This is a genomic window from Methylobacterium mesophilicum (assembly GCF_036441335.1).
Lineage (GTDB): Bacteria > Pseudomonadota > Alphaproteobacteria > Rhizobiales > Beijerinckiaceae > Methylobacterium > Methylobacterium mesophilicum_B.
Map to the genome: position 1 here is coordinate 37,664 of NZ_MLBW01000028.1, position 23,652 is coordinate 61,315.

The following is a 23,652-nucleotide window of genomic DNA, read 5'->3' on the forward strand; positions in this document are numbered from 1 at the left end:
CGGGAGGATCCGCCATGGCGCGAGGGGTTTCCGCGCGGCGGTACTCCGCCGTGGCGATCCTGCTGCACTGGGCGAGCGCGCTGGGCGTGCTCGTCCTGATCGGCCTCGGCCTGACCATGACGCACGCGGCCCTGGCGCCGCTGCGCCAGTTCCAGCTCTACCAGTGGCACAAGTCGGTGGGGATCACCGTGCTGGCGCTGACGGCCCTGCGGGTCCTCTGGCGCCTGACCCACCGGCCGCCGCCGCACCCGGCCGGGATGCCGGCGCGGGAGCGTCGGGCGGCTGCGGCGGCCCATCACCTGCTGTACCTGCTCCTCGTCGGGCTGCCGCTGACCGGCTGGGCCGTGGTCTCGCTGTCGCCGTTCAACATCCCGACAGTGCTCTACGGGATCGTGCCCTGGCCGCACCTGCCACTCGCGGGCCTCGTTCCCGACCCCGCCGCCGCCGAGGGGATCCTGAAGCGGGTCCACGCCCTGGGGGCGTGGTTCCTGGCGGCGCTGCTCGCCGTCCACGTGGCGGCGGCCCTGCGCCACCACCTCCTCCTGCACGACGACGTGCTGCGCCGCATGCTGCCGGGACGCCCGGCCTCGACCGCCGCCACCGTGGAGCCGACCCGATGAACGCGCGTCACCTCTGCCTGCTCGCGGCGCTGCAGGCTGTCGCCCTGCCGGCCGCCGCCGCCGAGTGGGCGGTGGATCCCGCCAGGAGCGCGATCCGGTTCTCGGGTGTGCAAGTCGGCGTGCCCTTCACCGGACGGTTCGAGCGGTTCAGGGCCGACATCGATTTCGACCCCGCCAAGCCCGAGGCGGGGCACGCGCTCGTGCTGGTCGACCTCGCGAGCGCGCGGACCGGGGACGTCCAGCGCGACGAGGCCCTGCCGCAGAAGGACTGGTTCGACGTCAAGGCAGGAAGCGAGGCGCGCTTCGAGGCGACCCGCTTCGTCGACAAGGGGCAGGGCGACTACGCGGCCGTCGGCACGCTGACGATCCGCGGCACGAGCCGGCCGGTGACGCTGCCGTTCCACCTGACCGTCGAGGGCGGCACGGCGCACGCCGCGGGGCGCGTCGGCCTCGTCCGCACAGAGTTCGGCGTCGGGCAGGGGGCCTGGGCCTCGGGCCAGTGGGTGGCGCTCGACGTCGGCGTCGAGGTCGACCTCGTCGCGGCGGCGCGGCCGGCCTCCGGCCACTGATCCCCGCCCGGTCGGATCCTTCGGACGTCACGCGCTCCGTCCTCGCGAGCGCAGCGAAGCGACCCAGGGCAGCGCGCCCTCCGTCCGTGTGGCGCTCCTGGATTGCTTCGCCACGCTCGCGAGGACGGCGGCCGGGCGTCGGAGGCCGCCCGGTCCCGGCCCGCTACCCCGGCCGGTCCTCCGACCCGGTGCCCAGCGCCCGCTGGACCATGACGCTGTCCGACCAGTGGCCGTACTTGAAGCCCACCGCCCGCAGGTAGCCGACCCGCTCGAACCCGCAGGCCTCGTGGAGCCGCAGGGAGGCCGCGTTCTCGGCGTCGATGTAGCCGATCATCTGGCGGTAGCCGCCCGCCGCGCAGGCCTCGATCAGGGCCGGCAGCAGCCGCCGGCCGATCCCCGCGTGCAGGTGGTCGGGATGCACGTAGATCGAGTGCTTGAGGGTGTAGCGGTAGGCCGGCCGCTTCCGGAACGGCACCGCGTAGGCGTAGCCCGCCACCGCGCCGTCCCGGTCGGCCACGAGGTGCGGCAGGCGCTTCTTGCGCATGGTCTTGCGCCGCCGCTTCAGGTCGTCGGGGAGCAGCCGGTCCTCCTCGGCGACGCCGACGTCGCTGACGCCCCGGCTGATGTGGTGCTCGTAGATCGCCACCATGGCCTCGACATCGGCGTCCGAGGACGGGCGGATGACGATGTCGGGGCAGGACCGGGCCGGGACCGGGCCGGGCGTCTCGACCTCGATCTCCATCAGGCCCCCTCGCGCACGACGTAGGTGTGGAAACGGATCCGCCCGTCCGGCTCGACCTCGCGGTAGACGCCCTGGATCTCGGCCTCGAAGCCCGGGAACAGGTTGGCGGAGGCCTCGAACATCTTGAAATAGTCGAGCATGGGCTTGGCCCGCTCGTCGAGCCGCTCGCCCGGCAGCACGGTGCCGATGCCCGGCGGGTAGACCAGCATCAGCGTGGTGGCGATCCGCCCCTCGGCCTCGGCGATCGGCACGTAATCGACCTTGTTGCGGGTCAGCATCTGGGCGGCCTTCTTGGGCGGCATCACCATCTCGGGCAGGTGCTCGGGGGCGAACTGGCGCCGCTGGAGCGTCGAGGTGCCGGCCTCCCGGTGAAAGGCGTGGAACTCGCCGCAGAGGTCGCGCAGGCGCACGCCCCGGTAGCGGTTCGGCCGGCGGTTGACGAATTCCGGCATGGCCTCCTCCAGCGGGACGTTGTCGTCGTGGAGCCGCTTGAAGGCGACGAGGCCCGAGATCAGCGTGCCGGCCTTGGAGGATTCGACCCCCGGGGTCAGCAGGAAGAGCAGCGAGTTCAGGTCGTTCTTCTCGGCGACGATCCGGTTCTCACGCAGGTATTGCGCCACGATCGGCGCCGGCACGCCGTGCTGGGCGTAGGCCCCCGTGTGCCGGTCGAAGCCCGGGGTCAGCACGGTGAGCTTGTTCGGGTCGGTGATGGCGTAGCCCGGCGCCACGTGGGTGAAGCCGTGCCAGCGCGCGCCCGGCTTCAGCTCCCAGTGGCGCGGCGTGGCGGCGAGCTCGTCGGTCGGCACGCTCTCCCACGGCACCTCGGCGCCGTCGGCGTTCACCGTCACGTCCGGCACGAAGGGGTCGAAGAACCAGCGCCGCGCGGGATCGCGCTCGTTCTCCTCGAACTCGCGCCGGATCGCCCGGACCTTCTTGCGCCACTCGATCCCGAGCCGGATCGTGTCGTCCCACAGGATCATGCCCGAGCGCCCCTTCATCATCTGGGCGCCGACGTCGAGGGAGGCGAACAGGGGGTAGAAGGGCGAGGTCGAGGCGTGGACGAGGAAGCTCTCGTTGAGCCGCTTGTGCTCGACCCGCCGGGTCTGGCCGCGGATGTGCCCGTCCCGGGTGTGGATCTGCGAGGCCTGGCTGAAGCTCGCGAGCTGCTTGTGGGTCGACTGCGTGGCGACGATGCCGGGCGAGGTCTCGTCGAGGCCGGTCAGTCCCATGGCGAAGCGCCGCGCGTAGAGCGGGTGGAACTTCATGAAGCCCGCCCAGGCCTCGTCGAACAGGATGTAGTCGCAGAGATGGCCGATCTTCTCCAGGATCGCTTGCGCGTCGTAGATCGTGCCGTCGTAGGTGCACTGCTCGATCACCGCGACCCGGAACGGCCGCTCCCGGCGCCACGCCTCCGGGTCGGTCACCAGCGGGTTGCGGCGGATCTTCTCCCGGATCCGGGTCTCGTCCAGGGCCTCGTGGAAGATCGGCCCGATCAGCCCGTAGGCGTTGCGGTCGGTCTCCAGGAAGATCGGGATGCCGCCGCCCAGGAACAGGGCGCCGTGGTGGGCCGCCTTGTGGTTGTTGCGGTCGAACAGGACGAGGTCGTCCTCCGCCACCAGGGAGGACAGGACGATCTTGTTGGAGGCGGAGGTGCCGTTGAGGACGAAGTAGGTCTTCTCCGCCCCGAAGATCTTGGCGGCCTCCTTCTGGGCCTTCAGCGCCGGTCCCTCGTGGGTCAGGAGGTCGCCGAGGTCGAGGACCGAATTGTCGAGGTCGTCGCGGAAGATCGCCTCGCCGAGGTGCTCCACGAAGATCCGGCCGATCGGCGAGCGGTTGTAGAAGATGCCGCCGTTGTGGCCCGGGCAGGTCCAGAGCTGGTTGCCCTTCTCGGCGTAGTCGACGAGCGCGCCGAAGAACGGCGTCTTGAGCGTCTCGGCGTACTGCGTGACCCGGCTGACGAGGCCGCGGGCGATGAATTCCGGCGTCTCCTCCGCGAGGAAGATGTAGCCGTCGATGAAGTCGAGGAGCTCGACCGGGATGTCCTCCAGCCGCTTGCGGCGCACCATGATGACGATCGGCATCTCCAGGCCGCGCCGGCGCATCATGTCGATGAGGGCGGCGGCCTTGCCGTCGAGGCCGCGCTTGCCCCAGTCGACCACGAGGCAGCCGACCGCGGCATCGGTCTGGACCGCGATGGCCGCGTCCTCGACGCGCCGGGCGCGCACCACCTCGAAGCCGCGCTGCTCCACGGCCGCCACGATCTGGTTGACGCGCGCGCCCTCGAGATCGTCCGGGTCGAAGGCCGGGGCGCACATCAGGACCGTGAAGCGGCGGTGGAAGTCCATGGAGCCCTCTCTGGCCTCGGATGCAGCGGGTGGCTTTCCGGCCCGTCTGCGACGATTGCATGACACGGCGCGCGGCGGGCGGTCGCGGTCCGGACGAAACACCGTGATCCGGGCCGGCCACGACGGCCGCGCCGTCAGGATCGGCCGCGGGTCCCCTCTCCCGTGCGGGAGAGGGACAGGGTGAGGGGTGAGACCTCACCGGACGAGGCTTCCCCCTGGAATCGCGTCGATCGGGTGCCCGATCCCGAAGCCTCTCGTCCCTCTCCCCAACCCTCTCCCGCACGGGAGAGAGGGGGGCCATCACACCCCGCGCCGCCGCTCCCAGACGTCCGGGTTGACCAGCCCGCCCGGCCGCCGGCCGGCGAGGACGTCGACCACGCGGGCCGCGGCGGTCTCGGCGGTGCGGATCAGGGCCGCCCCGGTGGAGCCGCCGACATGGGGCGTCAGGATCGCCCGGGGCTGGCGGGCCAGCGGGTGGTCGACCGGCAGCGGCTCCTGGGCGAAGACGTCGAGCCCGGCGCCCGCGATCGTGCCGGCCTCCAGCGCCTCCACCAGGGCCGCCTCGTCGATCAGGCCGCCGCGGCTGGTGTTGATCAGGAAGGCGTCCCGCTTCATCCGGGCGAGCTGGTCCCGGCCGATCAGGCCGCGGGTGCCCGGGGTCAGCGGCACGTGCAGGGAGACGATGTCGGACTCCGCCAGGAGCGCGTCGACCGAGGCGGCCCGCAGGGCGCCGGCATTGGCGAAATCGGCGTCCGGGCGGCTCGGGCCGTAGGCCAGCACCCGCAGGCCCAGGGCGCCGGCGAGCCGGGCGGTCGCCTGCCCGATCGCCCCGAAGCCGACGAGGCCCAGCGTCAGGCCGGCGAGCTCGACCAGCCGGGCGGTGAACTTGAAGCTGTCGTCGCCGGCCCGGACCGAGCGGTCGGCCTCCGGCAGGGCCTTGGCCAGGGCGAAGATCAGCGCCAGCGTCTGCTCGGCCACCGAGACGGCGTTGGCGCCGGGCGTGTTGACCACGACGATCCCGGCCCCGGTCGCCTCGGCGGTGGCGACGTGGTCGGTGCCGGTGCCGTGCACGCCGATCACCCGCAGGGCCGGCGCCGCCGCGATGGCGCGGGCCGGGAAGCCGGTGTTGCGGGTGACGACGGCGACGCAGTCGGCGACCTCGCGGGCCAGCGTCCCGGGATCGGTCCCGCTCGCCGGGCGGGGCTCCAGCCCGGCCGCGCGCAACCGGTCGAGGCCCGCCGCGTGGATCGGCTGGACGATGAGGCACGGACCGGTGATCACGGGGAAACCTCTGCACAAGAGGAGGGGTGACGGGCAAAATTCGCGCCGGGCCCGTCTAGGCGGGGTGGGCAACCCTGGCAACCGGGCGCCCCGGTCCCCGCCGCGGCGACCCGATCGGACGCGCACGATCCACACCCGATCGCGGCCGGGTCGAGCCCCGCGCGCCCCGCCCGGCCCGACGATCCCGGCCGCGCGTCTCGGCCGAGATCCGGCCCGGCCTTCCGCGAAAGCGCCGACTCGACCGTGCGATGATGGTCGAAGCCCTGATAGAGATGTCGTTCGACGAAGGAAGTCAGTTTAGAGCGCACTCAATGTCGATCGCGCAGATCCGTCCGGCCTGATCCGAGTAGAATTGTAATTACTCCAAATGTATTTTTGACACATGTAGAGATATTTGCTGCCTTGCTCCGTGATTCGGAGCCTTCGTCACGACAATGCGGTCCCACGACTTCTCAGTGCCTGCTTCCGCGTGGACCCGGCGCCGGCGGCGCGCGGCCCGGCCGGTTCTCCCGATGGCCGTCCTGCTGGGCTTCGTCGGGGCCGGGCTGCACGCCGCCCGCGCCGAGGAGGCCGGGGCGGGGCGGGACGTCCAGCTCGACGAGCTCTCGGTCGCGAGCGCGGCCGGGCCGCGCGGCCCGGTCCCGGCCTATGCCGGCGGTCAGGTGGCGCGGGGCGGGCGCCTCGGCCTGCTGGGCGATACCGAGACGCAGAAGGCGCCCTTCAGCATCGCGAGCTACACCGACACGCTCGTCCGGGACCGGCAGGCGCGGACGGTGTCCGAAGCCCTGGTCCTCGACCCGTCGGTGCGCGCCACCCAGACCACGGGGGCGCCGTTCGATTCCTTCTCCATCCGGGGCTTCCCGTCCAACGAGAACACCAGCGGCGAGGTCGCCTTCGACGGCCTCTACGGCATCGCCCCGAGCTTCCGCATCTTCACCGACTACGTGGAGCGCATCGAGGTCCTGAAGGGGCCGTCCGCCGCCCTCACCGGCGTGTCGCCGAACGGCGCGGTCGGCGGCGTGGTCAACATCGTGCCCAAGCGGGCCGGCGCGGACCTGACCCGCGTCACACTGGATTACGGCTCGTCCGCCTGGGGCGGCAGCCAGGTCGACGTCGCCCGCCGCTGGGGGCCGGGCCGGGAATGGGGGGCCCGCGTCGTCGGCAGCCTGCACGGCGGCGCCACGCCCTTCGACCGCCAGACCGAGACGACCGGCGTCGGGGCCCTCGCCCTCGACTACCAGGGCGACCGGTTCCGCGCGTGGCTCTACCTGCTGGCGCAGACCGACCGCTTCGACGCGCCGCTGCGCCCGTTCCTCCTGCGGGCCGGCGTGCCCGTGCCGCGGGCGCCCGACGGCCGCCTGAACCTGACCCAGCCCTGGGAATACTCGGACGTCGACGATCGCGGCGGCCTGCTGCGCACCGAGTACGACCTGACCGATCAGGTCACGCTGTTCGCGGATGTCGGCGGCGGGCAGACCGGGGTGGAGCGCTACTTCCAGTCGGCGCCGACGATCCTCAACGGCCGCGGCGACACGACCAGCACGCCGCAATTCTACGCCCTGAACGTCGACCGGCTCACCTACGACGGCGGCGTCCGGGCCCGGTTCGAGACCGGCTTCATCCGCCACGCCCTGACGGTGCAGGGCTCCGTGTACGACGAGGCGACGGGACGGCGGTTCTCGCCCGGCCGGGGCGCCTACCTGTCGAACCTCTACGCGCCGGCCCTCGTCCCGTACATCGCGCCGATCTACGGCGTCGGCCGGCCCCGCCTGTCCGACAGCACCCTGTCGGGGATCGCGGTGGCCGACACGCTGTCGGCCCTCGACGAGCGCGTCCTGCTGACCCTGGGCGTGCGCCGCCAGCGCGTGGAGGCGCACAACTACGTGTCGAATGTCGGTACGCTGGCCTCGTCCTACGACAGGAGCGCCACGACACCGATGGTCGGCCTCGTGGTGCGGCCCTGGGATTCGGTCTCGCTCTACGGCAACTACATCGAGGGCCTGAGCCGCGGCGACGTGGCCCCGGCGGTGGCGACCAATTCCGGCACGATCCTGGCCCCCTACGTGGCCCGGCAGGTCGAGGCCGGCGTGAAGCTCGATCTCGGCCAGTTCGGCGCCACGCTCGGCGCCTTCCGGATCACCAAGCCCGCGGGCGAGCTCGGCCCGCAGGGGCGCTTCGCGGCGACCGCCGAGCAGCGCGTCGGCGGGCTCGAGCTGAACCTGTTCGGCGCGATCACCCCGCAGGTCCGGCTGGTCGGCGGCGTGACCCTGCTGGACGGACGCCTCGTCAGGACGGCGCTCGCCGCCAATCGTGGGCACCGGCCGATCGGCGTGCCGGAGGTCCAGGCGAGCCTGGGGGCCGAGTGGGACCTGCCCGGGCTGCCCGGCCTGACGCTCAACGGCGCGGTCATCTATACCGGGCGACAGTTCGTCGACCTCGCGAACACCCAGGCCCTGCCGGACTGGGCGCGCCTCGACCTCGGCCTGCGCTACACGACGCGCGTCGCCGGGCGGCCGACGACCTTCCGGGCCAGCGTCCTCAACGTGACCGACGCGCGGTACTGGACCGGGGTCGCCTCGTTCGGCACCTTCTTCCAGGGCGCGCCGCGCACCTACCTGCTGTCGATGGCGGTGGATCTCTGAGCCGGACCGGCGCGGCCGCGCCGGGCCCGTCGGGCGGCGCGATGTTTCACGGGAAACATTTTCTTAACCCTGAGCGGCGACCGCGCGGGACCGGCGAGCTGTTGCACCGGCGCCGTCGCGGCGCCGCGACGGCCGGGGTACCACCGGTCCGGCATGACGACATCGAGCTGGCGCACCCTCCGCAACGTGCAGGCCCGGAAACGGCTGGAGAAGGCCCTGCCGGCGATCTTCCCGGCGCCGGTCCTGCAGCACGCCCTCGCGCGGCCCCTGATCCCGCCGACGCCGCGGCTCGCCGTCGAGAGCTACTGGCGCAACCACATCCTCCGGGCCGACCGGCTCGCCCGGGCGCTGGCGGCCCGCTCCGGCACGCCGGAGGGCTGGGCCTGGCAGATCGGCGTAGAGGGGCGGGCCGGGAGCTTCCGCACGCCGCCCGCGCCGTTCCGCGATCCGGCCTTCGCCCGCGGCCGCGGGGCCTGCTGCATCTGCGGCCAGCCGGTCTACCGGTTCGGCTGGCACCGGGATCTCTGGGCGCGCGGCGCGCCCAACACCAATGCCGGCTGGCACGCGGCCTGTGTGGCGGCCTGGAAATTCTGGATCGCGCCCCACGCCCAGGTCCGGGCGCTCAAGCTGCGCCAGCGCCACCGCTGCACCACCACCGGCAAGCGCCTGCTGAGGACGGCCGAGGTCGACCACCTGCTGCCGCTCTACCGGGTCTGGCGGGAGCACCGCGACGCGCCCTGGCCGGAGCTCCTCGGCTACTGGGGCGCGCCGAACCTGCAGGTGGTCAACCGCGCCGCTCATGTCGACAAGTGCCGCGACGAGGCGGCCGAGCGCTCCCGGACCGTGCAGCTCGCCCGTTTCCGGGTGGTCGAGGACGAGTCCGGGTTCAGCGTGGTCGAGGAGGAGTGACCGGCCGGCTCAACCGTCCAGGGCCTTGAAGGCCCGCGACAGGTCGGCCAGCAGGTCGGCCTCCGCCTCCAGGCCGACCGACAGGCGCAGCAGCCCGTCGGTGATGCCCGCGATGGCCCGCGCCTCCGGGTCCATGGCCGCGTGCGTCATGGTCGGCGGGTGGGCGATCAGGCTCTCGACGCCGCCGAGCGACTCGGCCAGCGTGAACACCCGCAGGGCCTCCACGAAGGTTCTCACCGCGTCGCGGCCGCCGGCCAGCTCGAAGCTCAGCATCGCCCCGAAACCCGCCTGCTGGGCCTTGGCCAGGGCGTGCCCCGGATGCGTGGGCAGGCCCGGATAGTGCACCCGGGCCACCGCCGGATGGGCGTCGAGGAAGGCCGCCAGGGCGGCGGCGTTGCGCTGCTGCTGCTCCACCCGGACGAACAGGGTGCGCAGGCCCCGGAGCGTCAGGTAGGCGTCGAGGGGCGAGCCGGTCACGCCGATCGTGTTCGCCCAGGCGGCGAGGTCCTCGCCCATCGCCTTGTCGGCGGCGATCACGGCCCCGCCGATCACGTCGGAATGGCCGTTCAGGAACTTGGTGGTGGAGTGGACGACGAGGTCCGCCCCGAGGGCGATCGGCTGCTGCAGGGCGGGCGACAGGAAGGTGTTGTCCACCACTGCCAGCGCGCCGGCCGCCTTCGCGGCCGCGGTGATCCGCCGGACATCGACCACGCGCATCAGCGGGTTGCTCGGCGTCTCGAGCAGCACGACCTTCGGCCCCTGCGCCAGGGCCGCCGCCAGCGCGTCCGGATCGGTCTGGTCGACGAAGGCGACGCGGTAATGGCCCCGCTCCGCGCGGAAGCTGAGCAGGCGGTGGGTTCCGCCGTAGCAATCGTGCGGCGCGACCAGGAGATCGCCGGGCCGCAGGCTCGACAGGGCGAGGTCGAGGGCCGCCATGCCGCTCGCCACCAGGACGGCGCGGGCGCCGCCCTCGAGCTTGGCGATCGTGTCGGCCAGCGCGTCCCGGGTCGGGTTGCCCAGGCGCGAGTAATCGTAGGGGCCGGGCTGCTCGAAGGCCGGGAACTTGAAGGTCGTCGACAGGTGGATCGGCGCGATCACCGCGCCGAAGGCCGCGTCCTGGGCCACGCCGTTGGCCGCCGCTACGGTACGGGCCGCTAATCCCTCTGACATCGCCGCGTCCTCCACGCCGTGACCGCTCGCCCGGTCCGACCGGACCGGGCGAGCGTTCTTTATGGAGAACGGATCAGACTTTCAAGAGAACGAGAGCGCCGCCGCGGCGGCGCGGCGGTCCCGGACCGCGTCGACCGCCAGGGTGCCATGCTGGCGAAGACCCCGTCCTGGCGGATCAGCGCGTGTAGCAGCGCCGCCGCGAGATGCGCGAGGATCACGGCGAACAGTCCGTAGGCCAGCGCGGTGTGGAGCCGGCGCAGGACCGCGTACAGCGCCGGGTCCTGCGGCAGGATCGGCGGCAGGACCACCGGGCCGGCGAGGATGACGGGATAGCGCGCCGCCGACAGCATCGCCCAGCCGATGAGCGGCATGGCCAGCGTGAGGCCGTAGAGCAGGATGTGCGAGCCGTGGGCGGCGCGCTTCTGCCAGCCCGGAAGATCCGTCGGCAGCGGCGGCGGCGCGTGGCGCCAGCGATTGGCGAGCCGGAACCCGGCGAGGACCAGGATCAGGATCCCGAGCGGCCGGTGCAGGGCGACGAGGGTGCCGTAATCGGCGAGGGAGGTCACCATGGCGACGCCGATCAGCAGCATGGCCAGGATCAGCGCCGCCATGGTCCAGTGGAGCAGGCGCGCGGGCCGGTTGAAGCGGTCGGGCTCGGTCACAGGGCGGCTCCGTGGATCGCGGCGCCGGTGACGGCGCTCGGCGTCTTGGCCTCGCCGGCGCGGCGGGTGACGGACTGGGCGTAGGCCGCCGACCGGGCGCTCAGCAGCGGGTCGTCGCTCGGCGCGATGCCGTCCGGCAGCACCAGCGGATCGAAGTTGATGTCGCGGCAGGTGGCGGCGGCCTCCGGCGCCGCCGCCGTGAGGGTGAGGGTGCCGACATCGACGGTCTCGCGGTCGGCGGGCCAGGGCCGCGTCGCGTCGGCGGTGGGGTCGCCGGCCTGGCCGAGCGTGACGATCAGGTGCCAGCGGCGCGGGCCCTGCGCGAGCTGCNGTCCAGCCCGGGCGCCGCGCGCGGCCCGGGCTCGATCTCCGCGCGGACGGGTCCCGCGGCGGCGCCCTCCGCGGCCGGGTATCCCTCCTCCTCGAGCACGAGGCCGTGCAGCATGGTGAAGACCCGGTCGCCGTCGAGCCGCGCGAGGTCGAACCCGCTCTCGGTCCCGAGGCCGCTGAAGAGCGCCTGACCGCTGCGCGACGCGCCCACGAACGCCATCGACCAGTTCGCGAAGCCGCGGCTCTCGGCCGGGCCGCATTGCAGGACCGTGACGTCGTCGTGCCGCAGGTCGCGCTGGATCCGCTCGAAGGTCGCCTCGACGCCCCGCCGCGGGCCCTCCAGCACCTGCGCGAAGGCGCCCGCGTTGAACATCAGGGCGCCGGTCACGTCCAGCGCGGCGTTGTTCCGCCGGGACGCGTCCAGGATCTGCCGGACCGCGGCCATCGCCTCCGGCCCCTGGAGCAGGTTCTTGCTGGCGTAGACGAGGCGGTAGAGGTCGCTCATGGCTTCGCGTCCGGGAGGGGAGGGGCGGGGAGTCAGGCCTGCGGGAAGGCGGCGAAGACCTGGCGCAGGTCCTCGGCGGGAACGGGCTTGCTGATCAGGTAGCCCTGCACGTCGGTGCAGCCCTCCAGGCGGATGCGCTGCATCTGCTCCGACGTCTCGACGCCCTCGGCGACGGTGGTCATGCCGAGGCTCTTCCCCAGCCCCGCGATGGCCCGGATGATCGCCTCGCCGTCCGGCTTGCTGGTCAGGTCCTTCACAAAGGACCGGTCGATCTTGATCTTGTCGAAGGGGAACGAGCGCAGGTAGCTGAGCGAGGAGTAGCCGGTGCCGAAATCGTCCATGGAGACGCGCACGCCGAGCTCCCGCAGCCGGTGCAGGGTCTGGAGCGTCCGGTCGTTCTCCTGCAGCAGCACGCCCTCGGTGATCTCGACCTCGAGCCGCCGGGGCGGCAGCCCCGAACCCGCCAGGGCCGAGATGATCGTCTCCACGAGCCGGTCGCTCTTGAACTGCGCGGGCGAGACGTTGACCGCCACCGACATCGGATCCGGCCAGGACATGGCGTCCCGGCAGGCCTGGCGGACGACCCACTCGCCGATCGGGACGATGAGCCCGATCTCCTCGGCCAGCGGGATGAAGTCGAGGGGCGAGACCAGCCCGCGGTCGGGATGGCGCCACCGGATCAGGGCCTCGCAGCCGATCAGCGTGCCGCTCGCGAGCTGCATCTGCGGCTGGTAGTGCAGCTGGAATTCCCGGCGGGCCAGCGCCTGGCGCATGTCGAGCTCGAGCGTCCGGCGCGCCTGCATGCGCGCGTCCATCTCCGGCTCGAAGAACCGGTAGGTGCCGCGGCCGTCGAGCTTGGCCCGGTAGAGGGCGAGGTCGGCGTTCTTCAGGAGCCGTTCGGCATCGGCGCCGTCCGCGGGAGCGAGCGCCACGCCGACGCTGGCGCCGATCGTCAGGAGATGGCCCTCCACCATGTAGGTCCGGCCGATCAGGTCGACGACGCGGCGGGCGAGGGCCTGCGTGCCGGCCGCGTCGCGGATCCCGGCCTGCAGGATGACGAACTCGTCGCCCCCGATCCGCGCCACCGTGTCGGTGTCCCGCACCGTCGAGCGCAGGCGGTCGGCGACCGTCGCCAGCAGCGCGTCCCCGACCGGGTGGCCGAGGGTGTCGTTGACCGGCTTGAACCGGTCGAGGTCGATGAGCAGCAGGGCGCAGCTCTCGCCGGTGCGCGCGAGGCGGGCGAGCGCCTCGGCGAGGCGCTCGCGCAGGAGCAGGCGGTTCGGCAGGCCGGTGAGCGGGTCGAGCCGCGCCATCGCGTCGGCCCGGGCCTCGGTGGCCTTGCGGGTGCTGACATCCTCCAGCGCGACCACCCAGCCGCCCTCCGCGAGGGGGTGGAGCTCGACCTGGACCGTGGGCACGCGGGCGCCGTCCGCCCGCGCGGTCAGCCGGCGGACGGCGTCCTCACCCCGGGCAGATCGAACAGGAGGCAGGTCGTGCTCGCGGTCGCGACGAGGCGGCCGGCCTCGTCGCTGAGGCGTCCTTCCGCCACGGCCTGCTGCCGACCGGCGTGGACGACCTGCCCGACCGCGGTCAGCTGACCGGAACTCTCGGTGGCCGCGCGCATGAAATTCAGCTTGAACTCCAGCGTCGTGTAGGCGCGTCCCACCGGCAGGGTCGAGTGCACGGCGCAGCCCATCACGCTGTCGAGCAGCGTGGCGAGGGAGCCGCCGTGGACCGAACCCAGCGGGTTGAAGAGGTACTCCGCGGCCGGCATGCACATCCGGGCCGTGCCAGGATCGACCGAGACGAACGCGATGCCGAGCAGCTGGATCGCGGGCGGCGGCGGGATCTCGCCCGCCACGAGCGCCCGCAGGAAGTCGATCCCCGCGAGGGCTCGTCCCGCCGCGGCAACGGAGCGGGGATCTGCCCATTCGACGACCCTACGCCGCGAAGGCTCGGGTGATCGTGGAGCCACATCGCCGGCCATCGACGAGCCTTCTCAGGAGGGGAGGGGACGAGGGCAAGGCCTCGCGTTCGACCCGTTATCGATGTCGACAATAATCTATATAAATGCAGATCACAATCTTAAAGCGCGGGCCTCGGGCGCGCGCTCCGACGCGGAGGCGCCGGGCCCATCGAGGCGGTCTCCCTCGCCGGGTCCGGGTGCGCGGCCCGGGCCGCCTTCGCCGCGCAGGGTCTCCCCCGGGCCGGCGACGCGCCTGCCACCGGTGTGCTCACGAATGACGGCGCCGACCGTCCACGAGGCCCGGTGTCCTGGCCGTCCGAGCTGAGCCGATACCGACTGCCGGAAGCCTCGAAGCGGTCGGCAGTCGACTTCGAGACCCCTCCCGACGACGGGGCCTGGAGCGCGGAGCCGGCCGTCCAGCCTCATCGCCGTGTGTGGATGCGCGCCTGTCCCGACGCGACAGGGCCCGTCCGCGGTGATTGTCGCGATCGTGGCGTCAGATGCGGGAGGAAGAGGTGCCGAGGGACTGGAGACGGCTGCCTTGAGGAGCGCGGTGTCCTTCGAGCGCGTCGATGCGGCTCGCGGCGCTCGCTCTCAATGCGGACGCCGTGAAGAGGCAAGCGACCAGCACCATGATGCCGTTCCGGCCGCTCAGGAGAATTCGCGCGCCTTCGAGTACCGGCCAGGTCGGCGATACGACGAAAGGCACGATGACGGGCAGCGTGAATATCCAGAAGACAGCACACCATGCCGCCGCAGCACTTATCCAGCGTCCTCGCTCGATGCGTGATTTGGCTGCCGCGCGTTGCGCGCACAGGACTGACCCGTACAAGGCCGGCCAGATCAGGATGAGGTGATCGCCCTCCAAGAGCGGCCCGCAACTCAGCGCGAGGCCGACGGTGAGGCCGACCTCGGCCAGAGGCCTCCCGGTATCCGTGGTGTCGTCGGCGGCCTCCGCGCGGCCCCGGTCCATCGCTATGGCGGCGAGGAAGACCGTCACGGCCGCGATGGCAGCGAGAACGCTGACCGCCTGGGCCAGGACGGGTGCGTCGATCCATGGAACGCTGAACGGATTCTCGGCGAACAGGCGTTTGGCGAGGGCGGGCAGTGACTGATGATCGGGCCGGGCCCCTGCCGGCAGGGTCGTGTAGAAGGTCGATGCCGCGACCCATCCTCTGACCGCCGCCAACGGGCTGCCGATCATCAGGAACGGCCCGAGGAAGAGGACGGCCGCGATCCCTGCCGTCATGACCGCCGCCCGCCATCCGCGCCGGAACAGCAGATAGAAGACCAGCACGCCCATGAACGGCTTGCAGACGATCACGAATGCCCAGGCGGCCGATCCCCGAACGGTGGCTCGATTCAGGAACGACCGCAGTCCGAGCAGGAGGACGAAGAGCAGAAGGATGTTGATCTGCCCGTGAAACAGGTCCGAGCGGATCGCGCGGCTGCACAGCAGTACGCCGGTCGCGAGCAGAAGCCACCCGTCTGGCATGATGCGCCCGAAGCGGCGCAACAGCAGAACGCAGCCGGCCAAGAGCCCGATGCTCAAGCACGGCCAGAAGATCCAGAGCTTACCGTAGCCGATACCCTGGCCAATCAGACCCACGAGGCCGGCGAGGAACGGGGGATACGCGAAGGGATCCCGATCCGCGTCGAGGATATACGGGCTCTGCCCCTGCACGAACAACTTCGCGGCATCGAGGTATATGTCGAGATCCGCCGAGACCGGCCAGCCGGGCCGCTTCGCGATCGTCAGTAAGGCCGCCGCGATCCCGACGATTGTCAGTGCCAGGCCCAGGAGCGAGGCCACGCGTTCTCCCCGCACAGTCCCGTCGCGGGCGTCCGAAGCGGCCCCGATCGCGGTTGATGCGCTGCGCGTTCTGAGCATTGCTCGTTCCAGTCCAATCGTATCCGGACGTTTTTTTCAAGACGACAGTACAGACAGGGAGAACGGCCCGGGAATGATCAGGCGGTTCTGAAGGTGATCGATTTATGGCCGAGATAATTGGCGACCGCACCGGCCGCTATGCCGATCGCGTGCGAGGCCGGTGCGGCGGCGCCGAGGCCCAGAGGCGAGAGTATCTGATCGCACGTGAAGGTGGCCACCGCGACCGTCACCGCGCCTCCGATGAGGTTCACGACCAGAAAGCCGCAGAGCTGTGCGAGGAGCGGACGGCGGGAATCCGGGAAGACCAGGCTCCGATAGGCGATGAAGCCGATGACCATGCCGGTCGCGGTGGCCGCCGCGACGGCCGCCGCGTACGGCATCACGGTACTGAACAGGAAGCGTGCGAGCCAGCTGACACCGGCGGCGAAGCCGCCGGCGAACAGGAACCGAACGCGCCGGTCGAGGTGGTCGAGACGCCGCATCTCAGGACGCGATACCCGCCCAGGCCAGCGCGAAGCAGACCGAGAGCCCACTCCCCGCCGCGAGCGCGAGTCTGTCCGTCAGAGCGAAGACGACGGGATCGTCCTGGAGTTCTCCGCGCTGGCAAGCGACCCAGATCCGCCCGACGATGATCGAGAGCGCCACCGGAAAGCCCCACAGCCACGCCACATCGCCGTAGAACGTCTGCTGAAACGCGTCGTTGATGATGTAGAATACCAAGATCAGAAGCGCTGACGTGCCTGCTGCCACACCCGCCGCGAGCACGAGCGGCAAATCCGCCGCGACATAGCCGCGTCCGTTGATCCGGGCCGTGCCGCGCTCGATGGCGCGCGCGATCTCGGTGTGGCGCTTGGCGAGTGCCAGCGAGGTGAACAGGAAGATGGAGAACACGAACAGCCACGGCGAGGCCTTGGCCGCGACGGCGACGGTGCCGACCGCCATGCGGAGCGTGAAGAGGAAGGCCAGCGTCAAAGCATCGAGCAGGACGACGCGCTTGACGTAGAACGAGTAGAACAGGGTCAGGACCGTGTAGCAGGCCAGCATCAGGACGACCTTCGGCCCGGCCACCGCACCGAGAAGAAAGCCCGCGGCGAGACCGATCGGGACCGCGGCCAAGCCGTAGGCCATCGGCAACCGACCGCTGGCGAGCGGACGGTTCCGTTTGGACCAGTGCCGGCGATCGTCGGCAACGTCCCAGATATCGTTGAGAATATACGTCGCCGAGGCAATCAGGCTCAGGGCCATGAAGCTCACGATCAGCTGCCAGATCGCGCCAGCATCGAAAATGCGCCCCGCGAGGATGGCCGGGACGAGGATCAACGCGTTCTTCGCCCATTGGTGGGGCCGCATGCTCTCGATCAGCGGGCCGACATAGGACGGGCGTCGGAAGATGCCGATCACGTTGGCGGCCGCGCCCGCGGCTCTCTCGACCCGCGCGGACGCTCCGACCACGATGGCCTGTCGGGCAGCGTGCCACACGGGCAGATCGGCTCGGCTGTCGCCAGCGTAGTCGAAACCCAAGGGAAAGCGGCGCGCCAACTCCGCCGCCTTGGCGTGCCCCTTCAGATTCGTCGTCCCGTCGCTGGCGATGACGGTCGTTATGAACGGGAACCGCCTGGCAATCTGGGCAGCCGTCACGTTGTCGGTCGCCGTCGACATATGGACAGGCCGGCCGCCGTCGGCCTCGGTCTGCGCGAATTCGATCAACTCCGCGTTGACCGGCAATGTCTCGACGTCCAGCGTCGCATTCTGAGCCATCCGCCGCTTGAGGTGGGCGCGCCCCCCGAAGGCCCAGTACGCGATCTTGACGATGTTCAGGGGGTCTGCACGGACGAGAGCGATGGCCTTCTCGTGGAGGACATCCGCGCGCAGGAGTGTTCCGTCGAGGTCGAGGACCAATGGAACGTTGTACGATGCCGAGGCCGTCGGCTCCGCCGCCGGGACCGCTGTGTTTCCTGGATCGATTTGCGCCGTCAGCATTCGACCGACTCCGAAGCTCGGTCGCTATCGTCACGGCTCCGGTCGCGGCGAAGAATTTGTTCTTTCGAGGTATATGAAAACCGTTATGTACCCATAAAAGCAGGTCCAATCCCTGAAGGGGGCGGTGCCGGCCGTGCGCACGACCGGCGGGATATTTCCGATCGCGTCGCCGATCGAGAACACGCGGGCGCGGGGCGGACTCAAGCACGGTGTCTCGACGCGACGAGCGCGTCCGGACCGCGCGGCGCCGAAGCGGTTCACCGGCCTTCGGCTCGGATGAGCCGGCGCGCGACTGATAACGGTCGCGGCAGCTGTCGATCGGGCGGATGCCGCAGCGCATGGGAAGCCATCGGCGACCGTTCGATAGCGCGCCTGAATCTTCGCCATCGCGCGCTCCCGACATCGAGTTCCCGGCGTTGCTGAAGCCTTCCTCTCCGCCTCGAAGATCTCGGCCTGCTGCCTCGAAGATCCCGGCTTGCGGCCTCGAATGTCCGGTCCGGCTCAGGCCGGTGATCCGACGCGACGTAATCTGCCGGTCGGTGGCTGGGTTGCTCCGGACATTGTTCGGACGAGAGGCGGGCGCTCCCCCGTCGACCCGAGTCAGTCATTGGGACTGAGATCAGTCGCGTCACAGCAGATATACGTCGCAAACCTCTATCGAGAGTGGATAGATCGGCCGCTCTCGAGAGGTGTGAGGCCGGGCTCCAGGCGGTCGCCCGGAGGCTGATCACGGAAAGTCCGATCCATGAAACGTCTTATCGACGTGTAAGCCGTCACGGTGCCGGCATGGCCGCCCCCGGTCATCCGGATCGCGAACACTCCGTCGCGCGGTCGAGCGCCGACCCTCGGTCTGCTTCTTGCCCGTGGCTGATCGAACGGACCCACCACGTCTGACGCACTCGGAGATCCTCGATGAGCCGATCCCTGCATACGGATGAGGAGATCGCCCTTCTTCTGGACGAGGCCGCGGGCGGCGTACCGATCGTCGCGATCTGCGCGAGCGCCGGTATCTCAGTCGGCACCTTCTATCGGTGGCGACGCCGCCTCGGTGGGCTCAAGCCTGCAGGCGTGGCCCGGCTCGACCGGGTCGAGCAGGAGAACGTCGCCCTGCGGGCCGAGGTGCAGCGCTTGCGCGCGGCGATGACGGTTCAACCGTGGCGAGGCGAGGCGGCCCGCCCTGGCATCTCCCCGCGCACAGCCTCGCGCCAGAGGCCCCATTATCGTGGTGGCGAGACCTGCATCGGCCGCTTCGCCTTCGTGCGAACCGCCACCTAGGGGCGTTACCGGGTTCGCGCGTCACTGTACCGGCGGGAACCTGCATGGGAACGCGCCCCGACCGTTGCCGGGAGGGCGCGCCCGATGGCGTCACGTCCCGGAGAGGGCCGTCTTGGGCATCAGCATGTGCACGCCCTTGTTGCCGTCCACCGTCTGGGTAATCCGCAAGTTCCCGGCGAGCGAGCACAGCATGTAGGCTTGATTGCGGGTGAGACCGGTGCGGGCGCAGACCAGGCGAACCATCTCCCGCACGGCTTGCCGCATGGCCTCGTCCAGGCTCTCGTGAAGGCCGATCGACATCAGGTCGGTGGGGGTCTCGGCGAAGGGCCATGCGCCCGGGATGTCCTTGCGTACGGTGAGCCGGAACGTGCCGGTCAGCCCCGTTTCCAGGGCCGTGATGCAGACCTCGCCGTCGCCCTGCACGCCATGCCCGTCGCCCGCGTAGAAGCCGCCGCCTCGGTTGAAGACCGGCAGATACAGGCTCGTGCCGACTCGCATCTCCTTGTTGTCCATGTTGCCGCCGAAGGCGCGCGGCACCGGCGAGCCGACACGGCCCCAGACGGCGGGTGGGGCGGTGCCCAGGATGCCGAAGAACGGGTCCAGGGGCAGCTCCGTCCCCCAGGGCAAACGGCAGATCCCACGGGCGGTGTCGATGTCGGCGTGGATCGTCTCGTAGTCGGTGAACTCGTCCGGCAGGGTGCCGAGCAGCGGCAGGATCGACACGAAGCCCCAGTCCAGGCGGAACTTCAGGTCGAGGATGTCGACCTGCAACATGTCGCCCGGCTCGGCGCCGGTCACATGGACCGGCCCAGTCACGAAATGCGGGCCCCCGCCGGGCTTCAGCGTCTCCAGGGCGTGGAGCAGGTCGGCCGGCACCCGGGCCGGGTCGGGATGGAGCGACTCGCGCCCTCCGGCCGGGTGCGAGTGAAGGGTGACGGTGTCGCCGGACTCGACCGTCAGCACGGGTGGTAGGGCGGCGTCGAAATAGCCGAGCACCATGGTCTCGGGGGTGGCGGGGATTTCGTGATGGGCGGGCACGGGATCTCCTGGGCTGTTCGTCAGACCGCGATGTGACGGGTGAGGGTCTCGTGGTTCAGCGTCGCGGGTTCGCCGCGCGCGACGACGCTGCCCCGGGACAGAACCACCACGGCGTCGGCGACCCGCAGCGCGAAATCGAGATACTGCTCCACGAGCAGCACGGTGATCCGACCCTTGAGCCCGGCGATCACCGTCTCGATGGCAGCGACGACGGAGGGCTGGATGCCCTCCGTCGGCTCGTCGAGCAGAAGGGCGCGAGGCCGCGTCGCGAGCGCCCTGGCGATGGCGAGCTGCTGCTGCTGGCCGCCCGAGAGATTGCCCCCCGGACGCTGCCACAGCCCGCGAAGCGCCGGGAACAGGGCGACCGCCTCGTCGACCGCGTCGGTCCGTTCGAGGCCGTGGGCACGAGCCGCCACGCGCAGGTTTTCGGCGACGGTCAGGTCGGGAAAGATCTCGCGCCCCTGCGGCACGTAGGCGAGCCCTGCCCGGGCGCGCCGGTCCGCGGACAGGCGCGTCAGCTCCACGTCGTCGAGGGCGACCCGACCCCGGCTCACCGGGATCAGGCCGGTGAGGCAGCGCAAGAGCGTGGTCTTACCGGCGCCATTGCGGCCGAGCACGGCTAGGCACGCCCCCGGCTCGACCGCGATGCCGACCCCGCGCAGCACCTGCGCGCTGCCGTAATGCTGATCGAGCCCCTCGATGGCGAGGCGTGCGGGTGCGGTGACGTGCGTCATCGGCCGAGGAAAACCTCGATCACGCGGGCATCCTCCCGGGCGCCCTGCATGCTGCCTTCGTAGAGCGTGCGGCCCTCGTGCAGCACCGTCACCCGGTCGGCGATGGCCTCGACGAAAGCCATGTCGTGCTCGATCACGAGGATCGCCCGGTCCGGCCGGCGCAAGCCCCGGATGAGCGCGGCGGTCTGGGCGGTCTCCGAATCGGAAAGCCCCGCCACGGGCTCGTCGAGCAGGAGAAGCGCGGGCTCGGCGGCCAGCACCATGCCGATCTCCAGCCATTGCTTCTCGCCATGCGCGAGGCTGCCGGCCGGCACGTCGGCCCGTGGCGCGAGGGCGATCTCTCCGAGGACGGTGGCGATGCGCGCCGGCCGGTCGCGGGGGCGGAGGGCAGGACCGCAGCCGATCTCGAGGTTCTCGCGCACGGTGAGCGCCGGGAAGACGCTGGGCTTCTGGAACTTCCGCCGCACGCCGGCCCGGGCGATCTCGGCCTCCGAGCGCTTCGTCAGGTCGATATCGTCGCCGAGCATCACCCGGCCGGAGACCGGCTTGGTGACGCCCGAGATGACGTCGAGCAGCGTGGTCTTGCCGGCGCCGTTCGGGCCGATCACGGCCCGCACCTCGCCGGGATCGACCGCGAGGGAGACGTGATCGAGCGCGGTGAAGCGGCCGAAGGCGACCGTCAGGGCATCCACGACGAGGGCGCTCATCGGGTTGCCCGCAGCCAGCTGGGGCGCAGGCGCCATCCGACGAGGTCGAGCAGCCCGTTCGGCAGGACCAGCACGACGAGCAGCACCAGCCCCGACAGGATGAAGGGCCATGCCTCCGGCATCGCGGCGCTCAGCCAGAACTTCAGGCCGTTGACGAGGACCGCGCCGATCACCGCCCCGCCGAGCCGCCCGAGGCCGCCGATGGCCACCCAGACGGCGATCTCGATCGAAAGATCGGGCGCCAGCACCCGCGGGTTGATGATGCCGACCTGCGGCACGTACAGGATGCCCGCCAGCGCGCCGATCATGGCCGAGAGGCACCAGATCCCGAGCTTGAGCCGCGTCGTGCTGTAGCCCAGGGTACGCAGCCGGGTTTCGTCGTCGCGACAGGCGAGCATCCGCCGCCCCACCGCGCTGCCGACGAGGAGCCGCGTGCCCGCGAGCACGGCCGCCAGGGTCAGGAGCGCGGCGACCGCCAGCCCGGTCACGACGGCCGGCGAGCCCGTCGGCCAGCCGAACAGCAGCGGGAAGCCGGTCATTCCGTTGTTGCCGCCGAGCCCGGTATCGTTGCGGTACATCAGCAGCATCGCGACGTAGACGAGCGCTTGGCTGATGATCGAGAAGTAGACGCCGTTGACCCGCGAGCGGAACGAGGCGAACCCGAACACGAAGGCCACGAAACCGGCGAGGCCCAGAGCGAGGACGAAGGCGTAGGGGGCTTGGTCGAGGCCCGCCCAGTAGGCCGGCAGGCTCTTCCAGCCCATGAACTGCACGAAGTCCGGCAGCACGCCGGTCTCCGCGACGCCATGGGCCAGCAGATGCATGGCGCAGACATAGCCGCCGATGGCGAAGAACAGGCCGTGCCCGAGGCTGAGGATCCCGAGATAGCCCCAGACAAGATCGAGGGCGACGGCGAGGATCGCGAAGGCGGCGAGCTGGCCCAGGGCGTTGACGAGGTACGGGGCGGGTGGCGCGACGAGGAGCCCTGCCGCGGCCGCGAGGCAGAGCCCAACGAGGACCGCGACCAGGGGATCGCGCACGCGGCGTCGCGCTGGGCCGGCCGCCGAAGCCGCGGCAGTCAGCGTCGCGCCGCTCATCGCCGCCGCCTGACCGCGAATAGACCCTCGGGCCGGCGCTGCAGGAACAGGATGATGCCGACGAGGACGATGACCTTGGCGGCGACCGCCCCCGAGATCGGCTCGATCAGCACGTTGGCGCCGCCGACGCCGAGAGCCGCCACCACGGTCCCGGCGAGACTGCCGACACCGCCCAGAACCACGACCATGAAGCTATCGACGATGAAGCCGGAGCCCATGCCGGGATTGACGCTGTAGATCGGGCAGAGCGCCACCCCGGCGAGGCCCGCCAGGCCCGAGCCCAGCCCGAAGGCGAGGCGGTCGACCCGGCGCGTCGGAAGGCCGAGGCAGGCGGCCATGTCGCGGTTCTGGGTCACCGCGCGGATGTCGAGACCGAGCGGGGTGCGGCGAAGGATCAGCAGGGTCAGCGCCAGAGTGGCCACCGCGAAGCCGATGGCGAAGAGGCGGTTCCAGGTCATGACGAAGTCGGCGTAGAGCGGGACCCCGCCGCTGACGTAAGCCGGCATCACGAATTGCAGGTTCTGGGTGCCGACCGTGATCCGCACGAGGTTCACGAGGAACAGGCTTACCGCCCAGGTGGCGAGGAGGCTCATCAGCGGGCGTCGGTAGAGATGGCGCAGGATCAGCGCCTCGACCGCGATTCCCACACCTGCGACCGCGACGAAGGCCACCGGGATGGCGGCGAACAGATAGAGGTCGGTGAAGCCGGGGGCGAGCCGGCGGAACACCTCCTGCACGCCGTAGGTCGCGTAGGCGCCGAGCATGATGAATTCGCCCTGGGCGAGGTTGATCACGCCCATGAGCCCGAAGATGATCGCGAGACCCGCCGCTGCCATGAACAGGATGCTGGCGAAGCTCAACCCATTGTAGACGACTGCGAGACCGCCCCCGATCGTCACTGCCCGGGAGGCCTGCGCGAGGCCCTCGTCCAGGGCCGCCCGGAAGCTCGGATCGGAAACGTAGGCAGGATCGCTTTTCAGCGCCGCGAGGCGCGCCAGGGCGGCCCCGGACGGGTTTGCGGCCACGGCCGCGATTGCCCCCCGCCGCCGGGCCGGATCGGCCGAGGAGAGGGCCGCCGCCTGGGCCAGGCCGGCGATCGTGCCTTTCAGCGCAGGGTCGGTCTCCGCGTCGCGTGCGCGGTCGAGCACGGATGCCGGAACGGTGGCGATGCGCCGTTCCAGGACGGCAA

The 23,652-nt window shown here is 71.1% G+C and carries 20 protein-coding genes and 2 pseudogenes; 5 read left to right on the top strand and 17 right to left on the bottom strand.

Going from position 1 to position 23,652, the window contains the following annotated elements:
- Positions 1-14: 14 nt before the first annotated feature.
- Positions 15-620: a cytochrome b gene (locus tag MMR14E_RS18345; RefSeq protein ID WP_331316222.1), complete on the top strand. Its 606-nt coding sequence runs from the start codon at positions 15-17 to the stop codon at positions 618-620.
- On the top strand, positions 617-1,189 hold the full coding sequence (locus MMR14E_RS18350) for a YceI family protein (protein WP_331316225.1): 573 nt from the start codon (positions 617-619) through the stop codon (positions 1,187-1,189). Before MMR14E_RS18345 ends, MMR14E_RS18350 begins: the two co-directional genes overlap by 4 nt.
- A gap of 163 nt (positions 1,190-1,352) precedes the next feature.
- Here MMR14E_RS18350 and MMR14E_RS18355 read toward each other — a convergent pair whose 3' ends face one another.
- The 3 genes from MMR14E_RS18355 to MMR14E_RS18365 form a co-directional block, all read right to left on the bottom strand.
- Positions 1,353-1,931: a GNAT family N-acetyltransferase gene (locus MMR14E_RS18355; RefSeq protein ID WP_012321323.1), complete on the bottom strand. Its 579-nt coding sequence runs from the start codon at positions 1,929-1,931 to the stop codon at positions 1,353-1,355.
- On the bottom strand, positions 1,931-4,276 hold the full coding sequence (locus MMR14E_RS18360) for an Orn/Lys/Arg decarboxylase N-terminal domain-containing protein (protein ID WP_331316228.1): 2,346 nt from the start codon (positions 4,274-4,276) through the stop codon (positions 1,931-1,933). The genes MMR14E_RS18355 and MMR14E_RS18360 overlap by 1 nt, the downstream gene beginning before the upstream one ends.
- A 300-nt stretch (positions 4,277-4,576) precedes the next feature.
- Positions 4,577-5,557 carry a hydroxyacid dehydrogenase gene (locus MMR14E_RS18365; RefSeq protein WP_331316229.1) on the bottom strand — a complete coding sequence of 327 codons (981 nt, stop codon included), beginning with the start codon at positions 5,555-5,557 and terminating at the stop codon, positions 4,577-4,579.
- A gap of 512 nt (positions 5,558-6,069) precedes the next feature.
- On the opposite strand from MMR14E_RS18365, the gene MMR14E_RS18370 reads away from it, so the two are divergent.
- A complete protein-coding gene (locus MMR14E_RS18370; RefSeq protein ID WP_331316231.1) occupies positions 6,070-8,199 on the top strand; it encodes a TonB-dependent receptor in 2,130 nt (709 codons plus the stop codon).
- Positions 8,200-8,352: 153 nt separating this feature from the next.
- On the top strand, positions 8,353-9,108 hold the full coding sequence (locus MMR14E_RS18375; RefSeq protein ID WP_331316233.1) for a hypothetical protein: 756 nt from the start codon (positions 8,353-8,355) through the stop codon (positions 9,106-9,108).
- A gap of 9 nt (positions 9,109-9,117) precedes the next feature.
- On the opposite strand, the gene metB is transcribed toward MMR14E_RS18375, so the two are convergent.
- The 9 genes and pseudogenes from metB to MMR14E_RS18420 form a co-directional block, all read right to left on the bottom strand.
- On the bottom strand, positions 9,118-10,278 hold the full coding sequence (metB, locus tag MMR14E_RS18380) for a cystathionine gamma-synthase (protein ID WP_331316235.1): 1,161 nt from the start codon (positions 10,276-10,278) through the stop codon (positions 9,118-9,120).
- A gap of 59 nt (positions 10,279-10,337) precedes the next feature.
- Positions 10,338-10,940, bottom strand: coding sequence for a cytochrome b (locus MMR14E_RS18385; RefSeq protein WP_331316237.1), 603 nt, complete (start codon positions 10,938-10,940; stop codon positions 10,338-10,340).
- Positions 10,937-11,269: pseudogene (locus MMR14E_RS18390) on the bottom strand (catalase); the annotation flags it as partial. The pseudogene MMR14E_RS18390 and the gene MMR14E_RS18385, both read right to left, overlap by 4 nt.
- Positions 11,236-11,775 (bottom strand): BLUF domain-containing protein, encoded by a 540-nt coding sequence (locus tag MMR14E_RS18395; RefSeq protein WP_331316239.1) that lies wholly within the window; start codon positions 11,773-11,775, stop codon positions 11,236-11,238. The pseudogene MMR14E_RS18390 and the gene MMR14E_RS18395, both read right to left, overlap by 34 nt.
- 32 nt (positions 11,776-11,807) lie before the next feature.
- Positions 11,808-13,232: pseudogene (locus MMR14E_RS18400) on the bottom strand (putative bifunctional diguanylate cyclase/phosphodiesterase); the annotation flags it as partial.
- Positions 13,217-13,762, bottom strand: a complete 546-nt coding sequence (locus MMR14E_RS18405) for a PaaI family thioesterase (protein WP_331316243.1) — start codon at positions 13,760-13,762, stop codon at positions 13,217-13,219. The pseudogene MMR14E_RS18400 and the gene MMR14E_RS18405, both read right to left, overlap by 16 nt.
- A gap of 475 nt (positions 13,763-14,237) precedes the next feature.
- The gene (locus tag MMR14E_RS18410; RefSeq protein ID WP_331316244.1) at positions 14,238-15,554 is read right to left on the bottom strand and encodes a glycosyltransferase family 87 protein; all 1,317 of its coding nucleotides are present in this window, start codon (positions 15,552-15,554) and stop codon (positions 14,238-14,240) included.
- Positions 15,555-15,709: 155 nt separating this feature from the next.
- The gene (locus tag MMR14E_RS18415; protein ID WP_331316246.1) at positions 15,710-16,114 is read right to left on the bottom strand and encodes a GtrA family protein; all 405 of its coding nucleotides are present in this window, start codon (positions 16,112-16,114) and stop codon (positions 15,710-15,712) included.
- Position 16,115: 1 nt separating this feature from the next.
- Positions 16,116-17,612, bottom strand: a complete 1,497-nt coding sequence (locus MMR14E_RS18420) for a UbiA family prenyltransferase (protein ID WP_331316248.1) — start codon at positions 17,610-17,612, stop codon at positions 16,116-16,118.
- A 912-nt stretch (positions 17,613-18,524) separates the two neighbouring features.
- Here MMR14E_RS18420 and MMR14E_RS18425 point away from each other — a divergent pair.
- Positions 18,525-18,887 (top strand): transposase, encoded by a 363-nt coding sequence (locus tag MMR14E_RS18425; protein ID WP_331316250.1) that lies wholly within the window; start codon positions 18,525-18,527, stop codon positions 18,885-18,887.
- Between the two features lie 90 nt (positions 18,888-18,977).
- Here MMR14E_RS18425 and MMR14E_RS18430 read toward each other — a convergent pair whose 3' ends face one another.
- From MMR14E_RS18430 to urtB, 5 genes are read right to left on the bottom strand one after another with little or no spacing between them, the layout of a single operon-like run.
- The gene (locus MMR14E_RS18430) at positions 18,978-19,925 is read right to left on the bottom strand and encodes an acetamidase/formamidase family protein (RefSeq protein WP_331316252.1); all 948 of its coding nucleotides are present in this window, start codon (positions 19,923-19,925) and stop codon (positions 18,978-18,980) included.
- Positions 19,926-19,945: 20 nt separating this feature from the next.
- A complete protein-coding gene (gene urtE, locus MMR14E_RS18435; RefSeq protein WP_331316254.1) occupies positions 19,946-20,659 on the bottom strand; it encodes an urea ABC transporter ATP-binding subunit UrtE in 714 nt (237 codons plus the stop codon).
- On the bottom strand, positions 20,656-21,366 hold the full coding sequence (locus tag MMR14E_RS18440) for an ATP-binding cassette domain-containing protein (protein ID WP_331316256.1): 711 nt from the start codon (positions 21,364-21,366) through the stop codon (positions 20,656-20,658). The genes urtE and MMR14E_RS18440 overlap by 4 nt, the downstream gene beginning before the upstream one ends.
- Positions 21,363-22,463 (bottom strand): urea ABC transporter permease subunit UrtC, encoded by a 1,101-nt coding sequence (gene urtC / locus MMR14E_RS18445; RefSeq protein WP_331316257.1) that lies wholly within the window; start codon positions 22,461-22,463, stop codon positions 21,363-21,365. The genes MMR14E_RS18440 and urtC overlap by 4 nt, the downstream gene beginning before the upstream one ends.
- Positions 22,460-23,611, bottom strand: coding sequence for an urea ABC transporter permease subunit UrtB (gene urtB / locus MMR14E_RS18450; protein ID WP_331316258.1), 1,152 nt, complete (start codon positions 23,609-23,611; stop codon positions 22,460-22,462). Before urtB ends, urtC begins: the two co-directional genes overlap by 4 nt.
- Positions 23,612-23,652 lie beyond the last annotated feature (41 nt).

What these genes read in the sequence shown, in the direction of transcription:
- MMR14E_RS18345 (WP_331316222.1), top strand. Translation starts at nt 15, where the DNA reads ATGGCGCGAGGGGTTTCCGCGCGGCGGTACTCCGCCGTGGCGATCCTG.
- MMR14E_RS18350 (WP_331316225.1), top strand. Translation starts at nt 617, where the DNA reads ATGAACGCGCGTCACCTCTGCCTGCTCGCGGCGCTGCAGGCTGTCGCC.
- MMR14E_RS18355 (WP_012321323.1), bottom strand. Translation starts at nt 1,931, where the DNA reads ATGGAGATCGAGGTCGAGACGCCCGGCCCGGTCCCGGCCCGGTCCTGC.
- MMR14E_RS18360 (WP_331316228.1), bottom strand. Translation starts at nt 4,276, where the DNA reads ATGGACTTCCACCGCCGCTTCACGGTCCTGATGTGCGCCCCGGCCTTC.
- MMR14E_RS18370 (WP_331316231.1), top strand. Translation starts at nt 6,070, where the DNA reads ATGGCCGTCCTGCTGGGCTTCGTCGGGGCCGGGCTGCACGCCGCCCGC.
- MMR14E_RS18375 (WP_331316233.1), top strand. Translation starts at nt 8,353, where the DNA reads ATGACGACATCGAGCTGGCGCACCCTCCGCAACGTGCAGGCCCGGAAA.
- metB (WP_331316235.1), bottom strand. Translation starts at nt 10,278, where the DNA reads ATGTCAGAGGGATTAGCGGCCCGTACCGTAGCGGCGGCCAACGGCGTG.
- MMR14E_RS18405 (WP_331316243.1), bottom strand. Translation starts at nt 13,762, where the DNA reads ATGGCCGGCGATGTGGCTCCACGATCACCCGAGCCTTCGCGGCGTAGG.
- MMR14E_RS18415 (WP_331316246.1), bottom strand. Translation starts at nt 16,114, where the DNA reads ATGCGGCGTCTCGACCACCTCGACCGGCGCGTTCGGTTCCTGTTCGCC.
- MMR14E_RS18420 (WP_331316248.1), bottom strand. Translation starts at nt 17,612, where the DNA reads ATGCTGACGGCGCAAATCGATCCAGGAAACACAGCGGTCCCGGCGGCG.
- MMR14E_RS18425 (WP_331316250.1), top strand. Translation starts at nt 18,525, where the DNA reads ATGAGCCGATCCCTGCATACGGATGAGGAGATCGCCCTTCTTCTGGAC.
- urtE (WP_331316254.1), bottom strand. Translation starts at nt 20,659, where the DNA reads ATGACGCACGTCACCGCACCCGCACGCCTCGCCATCGAGGGGCTCGAT.
- MMR14E_RS18440 (WP_331316256.1), bottom strand. Translation starts at nt 21,366, where the DNA reads ATGAGCGCCCTCGTCGTGGATGCCCTGACGGTCGCCTTCGGCCGCTTC.
- urtC (WP_331316257.1), bottom strand. Translation starts at nt 22,463, where the DNA reads ATGAGCGGCGCGACGCTGACTGCCGCGGCTTCGGCGGCCGGCCCAGCG.